The 20,338-nt window shown below is 43.0% G+C and carries 12 protein-coding genes; 3 read left to right on the forward strand and 9 right to left on the reverse strand.

What is annotated here, in order from left to right; translation table 11 throughout:
* Position 1: 1 nt before the first annotated feature.
* The 8 genes from U0R10_RS03205 to U0R10_RS03240 form a co-directional block, all read right to left on the reverse strand.
* Positions 2–1,453, reverse strand: coding sequence for an acyl-CoA synthetase (locus U0R10_RS03205; protein ID WP_377982415.1), 1,452 nt, complete (start codon positions 1,451–1,453; stop codon positions 2–4).
* 122 nt (positions 1,454–1,575) lie between these two features.
* The gene (locus tag U0R10_RS03210; RefSeq protein WP_377982417.1) at positions 1,576–1,878 is read right to left on the reverse strand and encodes a Dabb family protein; all 303 of its coding nucleotides are present in this window, start codon (positions 1,876–1,878) and stop codon (positions 1,576–1,578) included.
* 173 nt (positions 1,879–2,051) lie between these two features.
* Entirely contained in the window at positions 2,052–4,511 is a 2,460-nt protein-coding gene (locus U0R10_RS03215; RefSeq protein WP_377982419.1) for a PIG-L family deacetylase, read from the reverse strand.
* A complete protein-coding gene (locus U0R10_RS03220; protein WP_377982421.1) occupies positions 4,508–5,875 on the reverse strand; it encodes a Gfo/Idh/MocA family protein in 1,368 nt (455 codons plus the stop codon). Before U0R10_RS03220 ends, U0R10_RS03215 begins: the two co-directional genes overlap by 4 nt.
* Before the next feature lie 83 nt (positions 5,876–5,958).
* A complete protein-coding gene (locus U0R10_RS03225) occupies positions 5,959–7,323 on the reverse strand; it encodes a glycoside hydrolase family 30 protein (RefSeq protein WP_377982423.1) in 1,365 nt (454 codons plus the stop codon).
* Positions 7,324–7,438: 115 nt separating this feature from the next.
* Entirely contained in the window at positions 7,439–9,025 is a 1,587-nt protein-coding gene (locus U0R10_RS03230) for a SulP family inorganic anion transporter (RefSeq protein ID WP_377982425.1), read from the reverse strand.
* 222 nt (positions 9,026–9,247) lie between these two features.
* Positions 9,248–12,628 carry a HEAT repeat domain-containing protein gene (locus U0R10_RS03235; RefSeq protein ID WP_377982427.1) on the reverse strand — a complete coding sequence of 1,127 codons (3,381 nt, stop codon included), beginning with the start codon at positions 12,626–12,628 and terminating at the stop codon, positions 9,248–9,250.
* 10 nt (positions 12,629–12,638) lie between these two features.
* A complete protein-coding gene (locus tag U0R10_RS03240) occupies positions 12,639–15,044 on the reverse strand; it encodes a TonB-dependent receptor (RefSeq protein WP_377982428.1) in 2,406 nt (801 codons plus the stop codon).
* A gap of 133 nt (positions 15,045–15,177) precedes the next feature.
* On the opposite strand from U0R10_RS03240, the gene U0R10_RS03245 reads away from it, so the two are divergent.
* The 3 genes from U0R10_RS03245 to U0R10_RS03255 are packed head-to-tail and all read left to right on the forward strand — an operon-like array spanning position 15,178 to position 19,660.
* Positions 15,178–17,331 (forward strand): penicillin acylase family protein, encoded by a 2,154-nt coding sequence (locus tag U0R10_RS03245; RefSeq protein WP_377982430.1) that lies wholly within the window; start codon positions 15,178–15,180, stop codon positions 17,329–17,331.
* 50 nt (positions 17,332–17,381) lie between these two features.
* A complete protein-coding gene (locus U0R10_RS03250) occupies positions 17,382–18,602 on the forward strand; it encodes a PAS domain-containing sensor histidine kinase (protein ID WP_377982432.1) in 1,221 nt (406 codons plus the stop codon).
* A gap of 2 nt (positions 18,603–18,604) precedes the next feature.
* Positions 18,605–19,660 carry a response regulator gene (locus tag U0R10_RS03255; protein ID WP_377982434.1) on the forward strand — a complete coding sequence of 352 codons (1,056 nt, stop codon included), beginning with the start codon at positions 18,605–18,607 and terminating at the stop codon, positions 19,658–19,660.
* On the opposite strand, the gene U0R10_RS03260 is transcribed toward U0R10_RS03255, so the two are convergent.
* Positions 19,657–20,337, reverse strand: coding sequence for a sulfite exporter TauE/SafE family protein (locus tag U0R10_RS03260; RefSeq protein WP_377982435.1), 681 nt, complete (start codon positions 20,335–20,337; stop codon positions 19,657–19,659). The two genes, U0R10_RS03255 and U0R10_RS03260, sit on opposite strands and share 4 nt — an antisense overlap.
* Position 20,338 lies beyond the last annotated feature (1 nt).

Genomic DNA, 20,338 nt, shown 5'->3' on the forward strand with positions numbered 1-20,338 from the left:
CTTATTGAATTAAGTTAACAACATCCTTTTTGGTTACTTTTCCCATCGCATTTCGAGGTAATTCGCTTACTACTAGGTATTTACGAGGCGTTTTGTAAGCAGGCATTTGTTCTCGCATCCAGGTATTTAAGGCCTTTTCATCGACAAGCCCTTGCGTGACAATCGCTGCAGCAACTAATTCTCCCCATTCATCATTGGGTAATCCCACAACGGAACAATCTTTAATGCCTGGATATTGACGCAAAACTTCTTCAATCTCCAACGCAGAAATTTTATAACCTCCAGATTTGATGATATCGACTGAGTTCCGACCTAAAATACGGTAGCCGCCGAGTTCGTCCAACGCGGCGATATCACCTGTTTGAAACCAACCATCCTCCGTAAATGATTCCGCTGTCGCTTCTGGTTTTTGCCAATATTCTTTAAAGACATTCGCCCCTTTGACTTGTATTTCGCCTTCTTCCGATAAACGAACGGATACACCTGGAAGTGGATAACCCACATGTCCCGCTACGCGTGGTCCATCATAAGGATTACTTAGCGCCATTCCAATTTCCGTCATTCCATAACGTTCCAATAACAAATGCGTCGAAATCGTTTGCCAGCGTTCCATGACCGAAACGGGCAAAGCAGCTGAGCCAGAAATCATCAAACGTAAGTTGGCCAACGCATTTGTCAACTCTCCCTGAACACCCGCCGTTTGTGTCTCCCAATAATTAATGAGCTTAAAATAGATCGTTGGCACCGCCATAAACACATTAATTCGCGCTTCCGTAACCAAGTCAAATATGCCCTTTTCACTGAAATTGGGCATAAATTCACAGCTAGCCCCTGCCCACAGGGAGCAAGAAACGACATTAACCACACCATGTACATGGTGCAATGGCAATACACAAACAGTTGAATCTGCTGAGGTCCATTTCCAGGCCTCAATTAAGGCACTTATTTGGGCATTCAGATTTGCATGGGTGCTGACAACTCCTTTAGGTAAATTCGTTGTTCCGCTGGTATACAAGATCATGGCGCCACGGGAATCGTCGATTTCAGGTAAATCTTGCGCTTTTCCTCCCTCATTTTTTCCCAGGACAATAAAACGACAACCCAATTCGGATGCCAAATCGTTCATTAAATCTTCGAATTCAGGCGAGACAACCAAGATATTCGCACCCGAATTCTCTATGGTATAACGCAAGGATGGTATCGGATAGCTTAAGCATAGGGGAACAACGATCCCTCCTGCTTGCCAAATTCCCCATTGTACGCGCACATAATCAAAGCCCGGCTGCACCATAAATGCTACCCGGCTTTCCTGTAAATCTGATTCGTCAGCTAAAAGTGTGTAGGCAAATTGCTCTGCCGACTGGTGTAAATCGCTATAGCTATATGATTTCCCTTCGGAAATGATCGCTGTTTTTCCAGCGTATTGGCGGGAATTAGAAAATATATTTATCATTCAAAAAATTAGACGTTGGACGCTAGACATTGGACGCTAGACATCATTTAATATTACACTTACCTCTCACCTCTTACTTCTCACCTCTCAGCTCTTACTTCTCACCTCTCAGCTCTCACCTCTCACCTCTCACCTCTCACTTCTCTATGGTCTATTTCCTGCCAAACCTCCACCCTCGGAATCCAAACCTCCTGCACAAATCGATTGTGAATGGGATGGTTAGAATAGAGATCATAAGCAGCCTGATCTTCAAAATCCATGCCTAAACCATGCGTATAAGGATTAGTGGTATTGAACTCCAAAAGAACTTTCAGATTCATGACTCCCGGTATTTGAGCTAGCTTCCTTGCTTCCGCAATGAAATAGGCTTGTTCAGCCTCTGAGGTCTCCGATTTGAATTTTAAAAATACACTGTGATGTAACATTTCTTTTTGTTTATACCCCAGACTAAAGTCTGGGGTTATCATTTTTTTGACTAGGTCTTTGTCTGGGGTTATCTATTTTTTACTAGGCAGCGCCTGGGGTTATCTATCAATTTTTAATCCTAGGCTTTAGCCTAGGGACCAACGTCCAGCGTCCAAAGTCCAGCGTCCAACGTCTAACGTCTATTGTCTAACACATTGGCCATTAATCTCCACGCCCCAGGCACTCCCGCAGGTAGCTGACGGAAAAATACAAGTCCTGTGTAGATGAATTGACCTTTTCCGTAACGAGCCACAGCAATATTTCCCTTTTGTTCCGCTTCACCCGGATCCGTAAATGCTAGTGGAAACGTAAAGTTTGGATCGGATGATTCAGCTAAGTAAATGCTGCGTTCCTGAACCCAATCAGCAAAATCAGATTCCTTTATCTCATTTGGCTTGTGAAAAATAGGAAGATCCACCAAGAATTTTGGTGTAGCTTCTTCTTTGGTAATTCGGTTACGGGTAATGGCCAACGGGTATGGACCCATCTGGCTTTTTAGTGGACCTAAATTACTTTGTGTGTTGTACTGAACCACATAATTTCCACCTTGCTCCACATATTTCATTAATTCTGCATGGGCATTTGGAAGATAATCGACCGTATTGTGCGCCCGAACACCCGTCAAAACCACATCATACTGAGCTAGATTGGTAGCCTTCAAATCAGATTCAAGCAAGTAATCCACCTGATACCCCATTTGGGTTAAACTCTCCGGAACCTTATCTCCCGCCCCTTTAATATATCCAATGCGCTTGCCCGTTTTCTTAAAATCAATATGCAGTAAATTGACCGAAACGGGTGAAAAATAACGCTGTACTGGAATATGCGGGTAATTAATACTCTCCATCTGTAATGAATCAACCCAATTTCCGCGGCTTGTTTCATAGGCCAACTGTAATTTCCACGTCTCCTTGCCATCAAATTTTTGATCCTTCTCGCGTAAAGTAATGGAGACATTTTGGCTCATGCCCATGGCTAGACCTTCTGGTAGCTCCAATGTTCCTAAACGAGTTCCCGCTTGATTTAATACATCAACTTTCCCTGCTGCAATGGCTCCCATCGCCTTAATCTGTATGTCAAATGACTTCGAATCCCCCGAACCTTTCGGTAATAAAATGTTGGGATGATTAATTTGAAATATACTACGTGGTGTGATCGCAATCGGTTGGGAATATTCCCCTTTAACTGGATCTACCACGAGCTCTTGGATAGGCCGACTGATCTGTAATTTTTCCCCTTCGATGGTCAAAAAGGCATGAACCAATAGTGCAGGATCTGGTGCTGCTTGGCCAATCTTCTCTTGATTCTTCACCACAAAATGCCCGGTTTCTTTGGTATTTACTAACCAATATGGCTGTGTGATTGATTGACGAACCAATTGGGTATGGTTCCAATTTACACGTTTGTAAGGAATAACAGGCTCCTTCAACACCGTATCTTTTTCGCCAATAGCAAGTTTTAATGACGTCACATGAATCGGGCTACGAACGATAAATTCCGTTTTAATCATCAAGGGATCACCTTGTGCGATTGTTCCGCGATTTGTGTTTCCAGCAAAATGTATGCCTGCTGCTTGAACAATCCATTCATCAATTTGCTTGATCTTTTTCGCTTTCAAATAGCTATCATCCAGCTTACTCAAAGTTTTGCGCACTTGAATCATATCTGGAACGCTTAAATAAGGCTTTTCTGTTTGATAATTTCGAATAACGAGTCGGATCATTCGCTCGATTTCTGCGCCTGCTTGGCTAATTTGCCAATGGTTTGTCACTCCCTCTTCAATCGAATTTTTAGGTGCAACTCCTCCCAAGGTTTGAAAATATTCAGTTGACTTTCCATGATCTACGGCAAATCCAAAACCCTGAGATTTGTGTTGGCTCCGACTAAACGCAGCCAACTCCCCTGTGCTTTGGCCTATGCTCGGCAAGAAATTTCCAATTTGAATCTTGAATTGATCTTCTGAGACCGTTGACGAACTCCCAAAGCGAAAGGTATTCCAAAGCAATCGCGTTGCTTTCCATGGTTTGATATCCCCTTTCAATTGTTCTGGAAAGCGTTTTGGATCTGCTGCTGCTTGATACGCCTCAATCGCCAACACCGCAGAAGCCGAATGGTGGCCATGTCCTGCGCGAGCATCAGGTGGAAAACGGGTGAATATGATGTCCGGACGAAGTTTACGTATCACATAAACTAAGTTTGATAACACTAATTCTTTGTTCCAAAAATTGAGAGACTCATCTGTAGACTTTGAAAAACCAAAATCAAAGGCCTGCGAAAAGTATTGATTGGCTCCGTCAATTTTTCGTGCAGCTAATAATTCTTGTGTTCGAATCAATCCCAATGGGATGCCTTGTTCATCACCGATGAGGTTTTGCCCCCCATCGCCACGCGTGAAAGCGAAGTAATTGGTTTCCCAATGTTGTTCTTGGGCGAACCAGGCCAACATATGTGTGCTCTCATCATCGGGGTGTGCGGCAATATGCAGCACGGTACCAGTTGATTCAATACGTTTTAGGTTTTCCAGTAATTGGAGTCCGTTTTGTGCCCAAGTCATGCTAGGCACTAACAATAATGCGAGAATTAGTCTTTTCATGCGTTTAATTGGTTTCGTGACCACGGTTGGCGATAGGTTCTGGCCAACAAGGCTGTTGCCTCTGGATCGTTAAAAACTGTTTTTGAAGTTGGATCGTAGGAAAGCGGTCGGCCTAATTTCATCGAAACGTTGGCCAAAATACATGAGGCCGTTGAAATATGGCCCTCTTGAATATCTGCGATGGGTTTGGTGCCTTTGTCGATGGCTGCTAGGAAGTCCAACATGTGTAAACGTGTAGCCGGAGCGGCATTTAATTCAATCCGATCTTCCGTTAAATCTTCCGGGTATTTTTCTTTCTCAAAGACACAATCACCATGTAATTTTTGCGCCTTCGGGTCCGTTGGCGTAAAGTCATATTTCATCGTGCTCATCCGCAACGTTCCTTTTTCGCCATAAATGGTTAAACCCCACGGATATTCTGGATCCGGTGGCGTTCCCCAGGTGCGGTGTTGCCAAACGCAATTCAAGCCATCGTATTCGAAAACAGCTGTTTGCGTATCAGCAATGTTTGATTTGCCCTCTTTTTGTACGTAAATACCGCCTTCTGAACTGATTCGTTTAGGCCAACCGAGCCCAAGCATCCAGCGAGCTGTATCAAACATGTGAACGCACATATCGCCCATAATTCCATTTCCATATTCATTGAAAGTTCGCCACCAGCGTGTATGAGGCAGTCCATCGTACGGACGCAATGGTGCGGGACCCGTCCACATATCATAGTCGAAAAAGTCGGGAACCGCCTGAACAGGTGGATTACCATTGTTGCGCATGTGGTAATAGCAATACATTTCCACATGAGCGATTTTGCCTAACATGCCTGTGTCAACAATATCTTTTTTGGCTTGAATCAAATGGGGAGTTGACTTACGTTGCGTACCCACCTGTACCGTTTTGCCATATTTACGGGCTGCAGCAACCATGGCTTCCCCTTCTAACACATCCACTGAAATAGGTTTTTGCACATATACATGGGCTCCTGCTTTCACAGCGTCTATCATTTGTAATGGATGCCAATGATCCGGGCTTCCAATCAGGACAATGTCAAGCTGATTTTCGGCCAAAAGCTTTTGGTAATTTCCATATAAACGGGGCGTTTTACGGGATTTTTGACGTGCGGCAACGAGCTGTCCAGCCTGTGTCAACATGTTTCTATCTGGATCACAAAGTGCCACCACTTCGACTGGCACCACTTGCATGAGTCTAAACAGGTCACTTTTGCCGTACCACCCCGCACCGATTAAACCGACACGTAGTGGTTTGGCAGGATTAATAAGATCGATTCCATGCGCCCCGAATGTCGAGAGCGCTAAACTTGCCGTGGCTCCTTTGAGGAAATGTCGGCGGTTAATGTTGAATAGGTTCATAGGTTTAAAATTTAGTCCGGAGTCCGAAGTCCGAAGTTTATTTTGTATTCAGTTATATTTCCTCCGGACTATTTTCCTTCGGACTACAATAAAATCGACACCACTCCCTCCTCCGGAATAGCTACTACCGCATATTTTCCAGTTAGGTTGAGGTTAGTTGTTATCTTATTAGTTGTTTCATTTTGTAAGATTAGGGCAATTTTGCCATCAGGTCGTTTGGCGGCTGTACCGTTAATTCCTTTTGGTAAACCTTGTAAATCAATGCGGACAGATCCCGTAGGTATAATTCGCGATGCTTGGCCGATAATGTAATAGGCTTGATTTCGAGTAATTTCACCTTCTTTTGAGATCGTGAGGGCGCCTTTACATTCCGTACATCCACCGGGTGTAACAGGGCCAAAATTAGAATCATTCGCTAAATTCCACTCCAAAGCTGTCTGGGCATGATTATTAAGTGCGCCGACAATCACATTTTTAATATGCCACATGAAATCTCCAGCGAAATCTCCTTTTGTTCCGGTCCATTGCTCCGTGAAATATAAGGCTTTGTCAGGGTGCGCTTTTTTGACGGTACTCAACGCTGAAATATCCCCATTATATAGGTGAAATGCTGATCCATCCACATATTTGCGCGTTTCCGGATCGTTTAATATTTCAATCGCATATTCCGGTTTATCGCAGTTGTGATCGTATATGATGATTTTGGTTTTTAATTTTGCCTGAACGAATGTCGGTCCTAAGTGATTTTTAATCCACTTGTTTTGTTGGCCCGACGTCATCAACAAACTCGGATTATTACCCGGATGCAACGGCTCATTTTGTGGAGTCAACGCCCAAATCGACAATCCTTCTTTAGCCATCTCTTGCACGTATTTGACCAAATATTGGGCATAAATTACTTCATATTCAGTTGCCAACGACCCACCTTTGGTGGCCAAATTATCTTTCATCCATGCGGGTGGTGACCACGGCGTTGCCATGAATTTTATGCCTGGTTGTATGGATTTAATCTCTTTTAACAGCGGAATAATCGATTTTTGGGCTTTGGCTAAACTGAATTTACGTAAGGAAACATCTCCCGCAATATCATCATAACTATACGCCTCACCATCTAAATCGGTGGCTCCTACTCCTATTCGCAATACGGATATACCCATTTGTCCCGGCTGGGTACCGAATAATTCTTGTAATAAGTTTGTGCGCTTAGCAGGAGCTAATGCTTGAATAACATCTGCAGATCCACCTGTGAGCGTATAGCCAAAACCATCGATGGATTGAAACGTTAATTGAGGGTTTATAATGATGCCAGTAGATTGGCCAGATTGAAATGAGAGACTTGGATTTTCATGCCACATATCCGCACGTTTAGGCTGAGATACCCAAACTTGCGCTAGAATTGTTTGATACATACCTAGCAGCAACATACTGCAGGTCAAAATCCGTTTCATTGTATAGGTTTAATTGGGATTCAATATATTGATTTTTTTTTGAAATTGGTGTCCTGACATTTTCAAGGGCAAAAAAATACCGCGAATTTCGCGGTGTCTTTTCTTAAAATGGGAACTACTTGATGCGCTTATGTGCAGCCGCTTTATGACTAGAAACGGCACGGTGTTCTTCTAATCCCACAATAGTGACAGCTCCTCCCTCGCGCTCATAATCGTTTTTGAAATGTTCTAAATTTTCCATCACGGAGTGATCGACTAATTCCGTTTTAGATAAATCAATAGTCACCTGGAAAGCAGGTGGAATAGCTTCTAACTTACGTTTAATACCTAGAAAGTTTGTAAATACAGCCGCATCTGAAATCTCAACCAAGTAGGCGTTCCCCGTAAAGGAAACCTCCGTAGGTGCTTTGAATATGGAACCTAATGGCTTTCCATTCAAAAGATTAACCAATACTTCAGTTAAAATACCAGCTATAATTCCAACGAGTAAATCCACCGTTAGGGTAACTATAATGGTCACCATAAAGATCAATAACTGCTCTTTTCCTTTTTCAAACGTGCGCATGAACTCTTTGGGATGCGCTAATTTAATCCCAACGGTAATCAACATAGCTGCCAAAGCCGCATTAGGGATCAATTCGATCAAATCAGATGCCATCAATACACAAATCAGAATGAAAAATCCATGAAAGAAATTTGCCCATCTTGTTTTGGCTCCATTCGTTATGTTTGCCGAGGAGCGTGCAACCTCTGAGATCATCGGTAATCCACCTAAAAATGCGACTAGCGTGTTCCCGATTCCAATGGCAATCAGGTCTTTATTTGCATTGGATTTGCGATGAAATGGATCCAACATATCCATGGCCTTTACGGTCAATAAAGATTCCAAAGATCCAATGAGCGCAAACATGAGCACATATTTGATAAAGGTTGCCGTTTGTGAAACTCCTTCAAAACTTACATTCAGCTGGATGCTTTCGAGTAAATTGCCAACTTGAACAAGCGCGTATCGAGGTGCGGTTGCCTTAAAATCTAAAAGTAGTTCTGCTGGAATGGCGATCGCTAAAACGACCAACGGAGCAGGAATTTTTTTGATGATTTGATGTTTAATTAATGGCCATCCCCTCATGATAACTAAGCTTATTAAACCAATCAGTGTGGCTTTGGGATCCCAATTCAATATAAATTCAGGTATGGAAACAAATAACGCGATGGGATCTTTCCCTTGGCTTAATGCTGGATTAACATCCAATAAAACCGGAATTTGCTTTCCGATGATGATTAGTCCGATCGATGCCAACATGCCATGTATTGCGGCTAAGGGAAAGAAATCCATCAGTTTTCCAAGCTTAAATACCCCAAAAAGGATTTGAACCAAACCTGCGATCACCAAAGCACCTAAAGCCAATTGCCATCCTGTTTCTCCACCGCCAAATTCATTGACTGCACCCGCAACAATAACAATTAGGCCTGCCGCTGGACCTTTGATCGTTAATCGTGAACCTGCAAAAAAACTGACGACCATTCCGCCAATGATTGCAGTGATTAATCCCATAATGGGTGGAAACTCTGACGCCTTAGCAATTCCCAGACTTAAGGGTAAGGCCAATAAAAATACAATGAATCCCGAACTTGCATCCTGAATGTAATTTTCTTTTAAGCCCGCAAAACCATCCTTAGGATCTAAATTATGATTTGTCATGGGTTAGAAATGGGTATCAAGCAATTGGGTATACCTGAGTTTTGTACTGAATTTGGATGTACAAAAATACCGTATCCGTGTAGATATAAGCTAAGCCATGCTATATAAAACTTTGTCTAAGCTATCATAAGAAATTTTAATTAGTTGATTTACCTCATCCCCATGAACAAACATGGCCAAACCGGTTAGGTTTGGCCATGTTTAACGTGTAATTCTCAATGACTACTTCAACGAAGTCAAGTATTCAACCACATCACGAATCTCACGCTTACTCAACATCGATCCCATCGCAGGCATGGATGAAGGATAGTTTTCACGCGATTTGATACGGCTCACTGCAATTCGCAATGGCTCCGCTTCACTTGTCTTCAACTGAATTTCTTGTTCCGTTTCTGAAATCACGGATCCACTCACTTCTTGGCCATCGGTCAACTTCAAGGAAATAGTACCATAACCCGGAGCGATTCGCGCACTTGGCTCAATCAATGCTTGCAATAATTGTTCACGCGTCAACTTACTTCCGATACCCTTTAATGATGGGCCCACGTTTCCGCCCTCACCACCTACATTGTGACAACGAACACATTGTGCTGTTTGGTTTCGGTTAAAGATAAAATTACCTGCTTGAATGTTTCCACCAAATAAGGCCTCTTTGAACTCATCTGTCAACGAGCCTTTGGTTTTCAATGCATCTAATTGCGCAACCAACTTTTCCTCTTTGGTCGCTTCTACCGCTTCCATCAAGTCTAATTTAATTCCAGCAGGTAATTTGCTCTGCAACATGCGCGAAATTAAATCTTGTAATACATCCGTTGTATTGGCAGGATCCATCTTGGCCATACTCTGTAAAACTTGTTGCTGCTCATTCATTGACCCTTTTTCAAAAATAGGATTAACCACACCTGGTAACTGTGCTTTTGTAATCGCAATTTTATCCAAGGATCCCATCGCTAAACTGCGCACAGAACGATCCGAATCTTCCATGCCTTTTTGAATCAATAAAGGCAAATTTGTATCCTTTAAGTTGATCAAAGACGTCAATTGACCACCACGCACTTTCGCAGCTGGGTGATTCAAAAACAACTGTGTCTGTTCAGCTGCTAAATCTTTAATTCCTAATTCTGCCACTAATTGGCCCGTTGCATTCAATACCTCTACATTTTTACTGCGAATGAACGACGGAATGATTGGTTGGATTTTAGCTACGACGTCTTGTGCGTTGCGGTCCAACTTACCTCTGTGCCGACCGTCTACGCGGTCTAACACCGACGGGTCACCCCACGTACCCAATGTCGCAATTGCTTCCGCACGCATCGCATCCGGAATGTCTGTGCGCTGTACATAAGCAACTAATAAATCTATTTCCTTCGCAGTCCCCACACGTAAGCAAGCATTAATTGCCCGACGAATAATTACTTCGGATGTAATTGCATTATTACTTAATGTGGTTGCCAAAGCAGGCAAAGCCGCAGGGATCGACAAATCATCATGAATCGCTCGTGCCGCTTCCGCCACAATATACATATCCGAATCCGTTAAAAAACGAGCCACTTCTGGACTCGCTAAACGTCTTAATACTAACACCGCTGCAATGCGTAGCGAACGATTTGAAGAAGTTGCCAAAGCGGCCATCGGCTCTACTTGTCCAATCCGACTTAAAGCTAACACTGCCGCATGACGGATGTACACATCTTCATCCTTATTCTGCTCAATCAATTTCAATAAACCCGGAACGGCTGAAGCAGCTTCCGTACGTCCCAAAGCTTGCGCCGCAAAGAATTGTACTCGAGCTGATGTTGAACCTAATGCCGCAATTAGCTCTTTTTCGGCACCTTTATAGCGCACATCCCCTAACACCTTTAAAGCCTGAGCCTGAATCTCAGTATCAGCATCGGATAGATAATTAACTAAATTAGCTGCGATGGCATTGTTTTTGGCGGCCAATTGACCAATTCCCCAAATGCCGTGCACACGCGCAAACTGGTTTTCCTTTTGCTCAATCGCCTTCCACAATTCAGCTGCTTGACCCCGTGCGACTAACTCAAACTGTGCTTTTTGGCGAACACGCATATCCCCATAAGCTAATAAGCTAGCTAATTGCGGAACACCCGCTTTGGCATAATCCATCTGAATATACGCCTTCGTCTGTGCACGTTCCGCGGCTAAATCATTCGATTTTTCATCCACATCCAATTTCCATACACGGCCATAGTTCTTAATATCCCAACCCGTCACCCAATCAGCCGCATACAATGCTCCCTCTGGACCAAATCGAATACCCGTAGGTAAAATACCACTCACCACATCTACTTCCGACTTGAAATCAAATGAAGCGCCCTTAGGCTTTAAATCAAATGACCAGATATGTGAGTTATTCGCATTTCCTACGAACTCAACTAAGAAAAATTTGTTCTGCCACTTTTTACCTAGCGCTGTTCCTGGATTGTAAATCATTCCCGTAGGACCATTGTGGTAATTGCGAATAGGTGGAATAATGTAGGCCGCTTGACCTTCCCAACGAGGAATGTACAATTTCTCATCCATCCACACTTTGTACAAATTGTTCTTTGGATCCGTGTACTTTCCATATTGCCAGTTGGAACGCCAACCAATATCAGCCCCCTCCACAATATGCACTAAGCGCTCACTTTCACCTGGATGGTCACCATCATTATCTGAACTGATAATATTTCCATAGTGATCAAATACAAATTCGTGGGTATTTCGAATACCTGAAGCGACAATCTCTAAATCGGTTCCATCTGCATTCGAACGTACCAAAACACCCGAATTTGGATTAGGTAGATTGCGTCCGTCTACGGTCGTAATGTTCGCCCCAATATCTCCAATCTGCCAATAAATTTTCCCATCTGGTCCTTCAATCACACTCGACATCCCATGTCCACCAAAACCAATATGTACCGCAAAACCTGTGGCGATAGATTTGGCATTGGTCCAAAGACCCTTCTTATGTGTATTGTCTAAACGCCATAAATCAGGTCCAATGGCCACAAATGCATCATTTTTACGTACGAGTAGGCCACCCGCCACATCTGTTACTTCCTGATTGAATTGGTTCAAAATACGCGTTCCAACATCTGCGAAGCCATCCCCGTTTTTATCCTCTAACTTCCAGATTTCATCTTTTTCAACCGTTAAGTCATGCCAGTCATGGATACCATCTCCATTTAAGTCTGGTAGCCACACGTTTTTATCCGAGTTTTCTGGCGCAAAGGTCTTATGTAGAAATGCTCTGCGATCCTCAACAGTTTGGAAACCGATGGATTCTGTCATCCAATCCCGATGGCCACGAATGTCAAATTCAGACACCTTACCTCGATTCGTGCTATTCAAATAAACAGCCCCTTGGTCGTCAATGTCTATCGCTACCGGGTCCGGAGCTAAACTGTCCGATGCCCAGCGGGTAATCGTCATACCCGGCGTAATTTTTATGGGTAATTTTTCCTTGGCAGCCTGTGCCCGTTCAGCTATCTGATCTTGATCCTCAAAGATGACTTGATACGTTTCTTTTTCTAGGGAACTTGTACAACCCCAAACGGCTAGGGCAAGTATTGGCCCAGTTAGTAGTCTCGTTTTCTTCATAATCTATATATTAATTTTCTTCGTCCATCATACTGCGTCGCTGTTTTGCGGCTTGTTTGGTGGTTTTAAATCGGTAATTAAATGTTAAGTTCACTTGGGTCAATCGGCCTTGAAATCTACTTTTTGTATAGAATCCCTCTCCCATCGCTTCACTCCGATTGATACGTGAACTAAATAAGTCTAACACATTTAGACTCAATGTTCCATTTCCCTTCATGATGTCTCTAGAAGTAGAAAGGTCCATCCAAGCAATTTCTCCTCGTGTTCCTTGCGGAGTTTGTTGCGGAGCCTCGTAATTGGCACGTATTTGAACGTCCACCCCTGAACTTAACCTAATGCGTGAGGTATGTCGCACAAACCACGAGTAGGTATCGCTCTTGTAATTGGCATTAACATTTGTCGCATCCGTAATGGCCCGGAAAGCATTTAAGCTAATATCTGCCTTATAAGCCTTCGTCAAATTCGTCGAACTCGTTACCTCTAGTCCCATGGACTGTTGGTTCGCAAAATTCTCTGGTAACGTACGCGAAAATCCATTGGCATCCACCGTACGGATCCGGTCAATCTTTCCCGTTGTATTTCGATAATAGATGGAAGAACTAATACTGCCCTGCTCAAAATACTTTAAGTGGCCCAAATCATAGGAGTCCGTAAACTCTGGATTTAAATTTGGATTACCCGAAAAGAAGTTCCGGTTATCCGATAAGGTAACGAAAGGACTCAAGTCGTTATAGGTAGGTCTACGAACCCGGCGCGAGTAACCCAATTGCAATGAATTGTCTTTGGAAATCAAATAACTAAAATGTGCACTCGGGAATAGATTGGCATATTGACGCGGGTTCTTCTCTTTCGTCTCGAGTAACTCCGTTTGAATATCCGTGTTTTCCCCTCTTATGCCAAATTGATACGTAAATTGATTCTTTTTGTTTCCGTAGATCGCATAGGCCGCTGTAATATTTTCTTGGTATACGAAGATGTTATCTAATCCTGCCATAGTCGTAAACGCACCATTCGGTTGTTGCTCAGTAACCAAGTAGTCATTGGTCATATCCCGAAAACTTGTGCGTAAGCCGGTTTCGATTTTTCCATCTTTTCCCACTGGATTAGCATAATCTACCTGAAGTATCCATTGACGTTCATATTCATCATTTAACGCCCTTTGAACCAAACCATTTTCCGGAAATGCAGAACCATCGCCCTTCTTGCTAACCTGCGTATACGTTTGATCCGATCGTTCCCAATAGTCCAAATACCGTAAGTCGGCCGAGAACTCCTTCCCTTTCTTCGCAAAGCTTTTCTTAAACGTTAAGGCATATTCTGCATTTGGCTCAGCCTCCAATTCTACCTGTTGGCGATCTGTAATGCTATATAAATTCGCCTTACTCAATTTATAGTCACGGTAATTGAAATCGGATATCCGTTTCACATCTGTCCGTCTAAAGATATAAGACCCTGTTAGAATCGTCTTGTCATTGAAAAAGTAATCTGCTCCTCCCCGAATGTTATTCACCATTCCACGGACATTATTTCTAGAGGTTTGTTCCAAATAGTTCGTTTGCCCATTCGCATTCACTTCCTGGTATATATTTCCCCTTCCCGGCGTGCGACGGTAGAATAGCCCATAGTTTAAAAAGAAGTTCAATTTATTTTTCCGGTAGTTGACAATCGCCGTCGCACCAAAATTCTCCGGATAACCCGTCGTTGTCTCAATCGCCCCATTAAACCCTTGGTTCTGATTTTTCTTTAGGACAATGTTTATAATACCAGCCATACCCTCCGCTTCGTAACGAGCAGATGGATTTGTGATGACTTCTACCTTGTCGATTAGATTTCCTTGTAAGGAGCTCAGGCCGGAGGATCCGTTGATGCCAACGAGCGTTGACGGTTTTCCATCAATCAAAATACGCACATTATCGCTACCGCGTAAACTAATCCCACCTTCTCCACTGACTTGAATCGAGGGTAGATTACCTAAAATTTCGGCTGCAGTCGCACCTTTATTGGCAATATCAGTTCCTACATTAAAGATGCGGCGGTCTAAACCCATTTCAACAGAGGCCTTTTGGCCTTTAACTGTTACTTCTTCTAATGTTTTGGTGCTGGGTTTTACTTCGATATTTCCCAAGGCTGTAGACTTGTCGACCGTAATATTGGTTATCTTCTTTGCTTCAAATCCAATACTCTCAATGAGAACATCATATACACCTGACGGGGTGTCGAATGAAAATTGCCCTTTCTCATCGGTGATTCCTCCCGAAATTACCTGCGTGGAATTAATTTTTTGAATGCGAATGCTTGAAAAAGGTACGGGTGTTTGTGTGCCAATCTCCAGGACGCGTCCAGAAACTTTATATCGATTTTGAGCGGAGGCAATGTAAGGTAAGACCAGTAAGAACAGGTAGAGAAATTTTTTCAAAATCGATAGGTTTAAACGTAAACACAAACATAAGTAGACATGCCGAATTTATTTGCACGATTCTGTAGGTTTATGTTGGAGAATTTCAGGCTTTTGTCGAATTTTCAACGAGTGAAATTCAATCAACTACCTTATGAGCAAATACGTACTTAGTTTCCTTTTACTTTCACATCTCCTATTTAGTCAATCTGCTGCCGATCAGGCCCGTTGGAAATCCCAGGCATCTCGTGTCGAAATCTTCCGCGATACCTACGGTGTGCCCCATATATATGGCAAATCAGATGCGGATGCGGTGTTTGGTCTACTGTATGCGCAATGTGAAGATGATTTTTCTCGTGTGGAAATGAATTACATTGAGAAGTTAGGGCGTAAGTCGGAGATTAAAGGGGAATCCGAATTAGCAAATGATTTATATATCCGATTGATCATAGACGCGGAAGAAGCGAAGGCGGATTATGCCAAAAGCCCGGCTTGGTTGAAGACCTTGTTGCAAGCCTATGCAGATGGTATCAATTACTATTTATATAAAAATCCGAAAGTGAAGCCTGCCTTATTGACTCATTTTGAACCTTGGTACCCTTTATTGTGGACAGATGGTTCGATTGGCGCGATATCTACTGGCGATGTGCAAGCGGAGGAGGCCGCTAAATTCTATCAAATTCGTTCTTCAGTCGCATTTACTCAAGTTTTTGCACATGGACCCGATGAGAAATTGACGGGTTCGAATGGGTTTGCGGTTGGCCCAACCCTATCCAAAAGTGGTCACTCGCTCCTTTACATTAATCCACACGTTACGTTTTATTTTCGGCCAGAGGTTCACATGAATAGTGAAGCTGGAATGAACGTTTATGGAGCCGTTACGTGGGGACAGTTTTTTATCTATCAAGGATTTAACCCTTATGGAGGCTGGATGCACACGTCAAGTGAAGTGGATGTGGCTGATTTGTATGCAGAGACGACACGTGCAAATGGTACCGGATATCAATATCAAGTGGATGGTCGCTGGTTGGACATCAAGGAAAAGCAAATCTCCTTGCGCGTGAAAGGTGAATCTAATCCACGTACCGTAAAGGCTTATTATACCCATCGGGGTGCTGTCATGGCTTCGCGGGATGGCCGCTGGATTTCAGTTCGTTCTTTTAACCGATCATTAAAAAGTTTGGAGCAGAGCTGGTTGCGCACGAAAACAAAGGGACTAGCTGATTATACGAAGGTGATGGAGATGCGAGCTAATACATCGAATAATACGGTTTATGCCGACAATCAAGGCAATATTGCGTACTGGCATGGCAATTATGTTCCGCGGCGGGATCCTGCTGTGGATTGGGGTTTGGTACAAGATGGAAGTAAATCTTCCAATGATTGGAAAGGTTTACATGCTTTAAACGAAATTGTTCAGGTGGTGAATCCGGAGACTGCTTGGATCCAAAATTGCAATTCGACCCCATTTACTGTATCGGGTACTTCTAGTCCGAAGCGGGCTAATTTCCCGGTATATATGGCACCTGATGGAGAGAATTTTCGAGATAAAAACGCGGTGCGCTTGTTTAGCGATGCGCAGCGAATGGATTTACATGAGCTCATCAAATTAGGTTATGACCGTAATTTAGCTGCTTTTCAAGTTTTGCTTCCAGCCCTTGTGCGTGATTTTGATGCGCAACCGGTGGAGGCTTTACGTCCTTTAGTGGATACCTTACGGCATTGGGATTATCAGGCGCGGAGTTCATCGATTGCTCAAGCTTTAGCAGTTCGTTGGGGATTAAAACTGTTACCTAAAATCCCGAAGCCTTTCGTCTTTGGTGGCCAAACGGATCCAGTACGAAATTATACAAATTACGCTGCGAATCATCTTCCTGCTGAAACTGTGGAGGCATTGCAGGCTGTCTATGCGGATGTTATGCGGGATTTCGGTCGGTGGAATGTCACCTGGGGAGAAATGAATCGTTTTCAGCGTATTGCCAACTTGCCTGTTTTTGATGACACTAAACCAAGTATTGCGGTTCCATTTACGTCTTCGGCGTGGGGTCAGCTCCCTTCGTATACGAGTCGGCCTTTCCAAGGTTCTAAAAAATGGTATGGTGTGAATGGGAATAGCTTTGTGTGCGCGGTTGAATTTGGCCCGAAAGTAAAGGCATATTCGTTGTTGGCCGGCGGCCAACAAGGCGATCCGACCTCACCTCACTTTTTTGATCAGTCGCAAGATTATGCGGATGGTAAGTTTAAGGAGGTTTTATTTTACAAAGCGGATGTGTTGAAGCATGTGGAAAAACGATATAAGTTAAATTGACGTTGACCTATCCCCTTTAATTGTTTAAATTTAAGTTCTAATCATATCTTATGTCAAGCGCCATTTTTTCCAATCCCAAGCACTTTGAAGCGATTTTCCACGAAGCGGCCATTGGAATTTTGGTTACTAATTCCCAATTCAATATCATTTTGTCAAATGAATATGCACAGGGATTGTTTGGCTATTCGGAAGCAGAATTGTTAGGTCAAAACATTTCCATTCTGATCCCTCATCATTTAAAAGGTCGGCACGAAGGACATTTGGAAAAGTTAAATCATCAGCCTATTTCGCGTCCCATGGGTGCTGGATTAGATTTGAAGGCCAAACGAAAAGACGAATCCCTCTTCCCTATTGAAATATCTCTCAGTCATTTCAAAGAGCATGAACAGTTGTACTATATCGCTTTTGTCAGTGATGTCACCTTGAAACGTAAAGTGGAAATGGAATTGATTCTTAAGAATCAAGAGATTAACCAACTGAATGAGTCGCTTGAAGAAGAGGTCAGAACACGTACGCAAGCACTTCAAAATACCTTAGCGCAGTTGGAAAATCAGACCCATGATTTAGAAAATGCCTTACAGAAAGAAATTGAGCTAGGTGATCTCAAAACACGTTTTGTATCCATGGCTTCGCATGAATTTAGAACACCGCTAACATCCATTTTGTCTTCCGCAGCACTCATTGAGAAGTATACGACAGAAGACCAACAGCCCAAACGGGAACAACATATTCAACGCATTAAATCTTCGGTGGCGCATCTGACGGAAATTCTGGAGGAGTTCTTGTCTGCTGGTAAACTTGAAGCTGGGAAAGTGGAAGTGCGCCCCGAGTTATTTCGTGTTTCCGAGTTTTTTGATGATTTGAATTCGCTGCTTGCCGGGATGAAAAAGCCAGGTCAAGAAATTGTTTTGACATTATCAGATCCTTCCGCACACTTTAGTACCGATACCTCGATGTTGCGTAAGATATTATTGAATGGCTTGTCTAATGCCCTTAAATTTTCACAAAAGGATGTTTTTCTAGAGGTGAAAATGCTTGAAGATTCCATGGAAATTTCGATTTGCGACCAAGGGATTGGAATCTCAGAACAGGATCAAAAACATTTGTTTGAGCGATTCTTCCGGGGAGGTAACGCCAATATTATTCCAGGGACAGGATTGGGTTTACACATCATGGATCGCTATGTCCGTTTGATTCAAGGAAAATTAACTTTGACTAGTCAACTAGATCAAGGGACCACGTTAACGTACTTATTACCTAATTTAGCTTAGCTATGACCACTAAAATACTTATCATTGAAGACAATCAAGATATACGTGAAAACACCGCGGAACTGCTTGAACTTTCCGGATATGCCGTTGACACCGCCTCAGACGGAATCGAAGGTGTCCGCATGGCCAAATTGGTCAAACCCAATCTAGTGATTTGTGACATCATGATGCCACATTTGGATGGGTTTGGAGTGTTGCAAGTTTTTGCGAACCAACCGGAATTAGCGACCATCCCATTTATTTTTCTGACTGCAAAAACAGATCGCGCCGATATGCGTAAAGGCATGGAAATGGGCGCTGATGATTATTTGACTAAGCCTTTTCAAGAAGTAGAATTGTTGCGGGCTATTGAATCTAGATTGAAGAAACAACAAAATAACTTGGCGATTACGGATTCACATGATGATTTGGTGGTGGCCCAACAAGCCATTGACTTTTTAGATTTTGAGAAGTTCTCGAACGATAAGAAACAGCAGCAGCTCGCCAAAAAGCAATTGATTTATAATGAAGGCGATACGCCTTCTCGCCTATTTTATTTGGTCAAAGGAAAAGTAAAAACTTATCATACGAATCGTGAAGGCAAATATTTCATTACTTCATTTGTTAAGCCGGGTGATTTTTTTGGTTTTGTGGATCTACTTGAAAATCAAGCCTACCGCGAATCAGCTGAAACACTTGAAGATGCTACGGTTCTAAGCGTTTATTCCAAAGACTTCATGGAGAAAATGAAGGAAAATATCCACGTGGAAATCTATTTCCGCAAGGCATTGACAAATTACCTCTTGAAAAATGAGTCTATTTTATTCTCAATGGCCTATCAGTCGCTGCGTAAACGGGTAGCGCAAGCCTTGGTGGAATTAGTGAATACCTATGGAACTAATCAAGATGGCCCCGTTGTCATGAAGCTTTCTCGGGAAGATTTAGCTTCTCGCGTAGGTACTGCCACGGAATCCGTTATTCGGACGCTCAGTGATTTCAAGAAAGAAGGTTTGATTGAAGTGAAAGGCGCAGAATTAACGATTTTGCAAGCAGATAAATTGGCCAACCTCAAATATTAAGGATTCAGTGATTCCGAAAAGGGATGGCAAATGATCGGGGTGATTTTGGCATGACGCAAATAAGCTGAATGTGCAAGTCCCATTCCGTACGCTCCACGAAATAATAAAGCGATGACAACAACCCAGCCCAGCCACTTGAGCCAAGGCGAGGTAGTTCCAAACCATTTAATTCCCCAGAGTGAAAATCGCAAGGCAGGCAGTGTGGCTAGTCCGAAAGCCAACATACTTAATGCGCCTAACCAAGGTTTTGGCTGAATTAAAGCAATACTTAAACCGCCTAGTACGAGTCCACAAGGCAATAATCCATTACTCATACCTAAGAAAAAGTATCCAATTGGTCCTAGTTTGGCACCTATTTGATGTAAATATTTCCCTACATATTGATGCAGAAATTGGATCGCATTGTCCCCTATTTTACGCGTTAGAATCAACGCAATCAAGATTCCAGCAATTACGTAATACACTTGCCACCAGGATGGGAATAACCAGATGGATCCCAAACCAGCCACGGAGAATCCTAAAATTCCATACATGAAAATCCGGCCCAAACCATATAAATACATGCGTGATGAAGCTGATCCTTTGGCATGAATTTGTTGCAATATAGGCCCGCACATAATGGCGCAATGCCAGCTGCCCGCTAATCCAATCAAGAAAGCATAATACCAGGTACCCATG

Source organism: Aquirufa avitistagni, from assembly GCF_042715545.1.
In the GTDB taxonomy this organism is placed as follows: Bacteria; Bacteroidota; Bacteroidia; order Cytophagales; family Spirosomataceae; genus Aquirufa; species Aquirufa avitistagni.

Excerpts from the sequence above, each read along its gene's own strand:
- U0R10_RS03205 (WP_377982415.1), bottom strand. The coding sequence starts at position 1,453 with ATGATAAATATATTTTCTAATTCCCGCCAATACGCTGGAAAAACAGCG.
- U0R10_RS03210 (WP_377982417.1), bottom strand. The coding sequence starts at position 1,878 with ATGTTACATCACAGTGTATTTTTAAAATTCAAATCGGAGACCTCAGAG.
- U0R10_RS03215 (WP_377982419.1), bottom strand. The coding sequence starts at position 4,511 with ATGAAAAGACTAATTCTCGCATTATTGTTAGTGCCTAGCATGACTTGG.
- U0R10_RS03220 (WP_377982421.1), bottom strand. The coding sequence starts at position 5,875 with ATGAACCTATTCAACATTAACCGCCGACATTTCCTCAAAGGAGCCACG.
- U0R10_RS03225 (WP_377982423.1), bottom strand. The coding sequence starts at position 7,323 with ATGAAACGGATTTTGACCTGCAGTATGTTGCTGCTAGGTATGTATCAA.
- U0R10_RS03230 (WP_377982425.1), bottom strand. The coding sequence starts at position 9,025 with ATGACAAATCATAATTTAGATCCTAAGGATGGTTTTGCGGGCTTAAAA.
- U0R10_RS03235 (WP_377982427.1), bottom strand. The coding sequence starts at position 12,628 with ATGAAGAAAACGAGACTACTAACTGGGCCAATACTTGCCCTAGCCGTT.
- U0R10_RS03245 (WP_377982430.1), top strand. The coding sequence starts at position 15,178 with ATGAGCAAATACGTACTTAGTTTCCTTTTACTTTCACATCTCCTATTT.
- U0R10_RS03250 (WP_377982432.1), top strand. The coding sequence starts at position 17,382 with ATGTCAAGCGCCATTTTTTCCAATCCCAAGCACTTTGAAGCGATTTTC.
- U0R10_RS03255 (WP_377982434.1), top strand. The coding sequence starts at position 18,605 with ATGACCACTAAAATACTTATCATTGAAGACAATCAAGATATACGTGAA.
- U0R10_RS03260 (WP_377982435.1), bottom strand. The coding sequence starts at position 20,337 with ATGGGTACCTGGTATTATGCTTTCTTGATTGGATTAGCGGGCAGCTGG.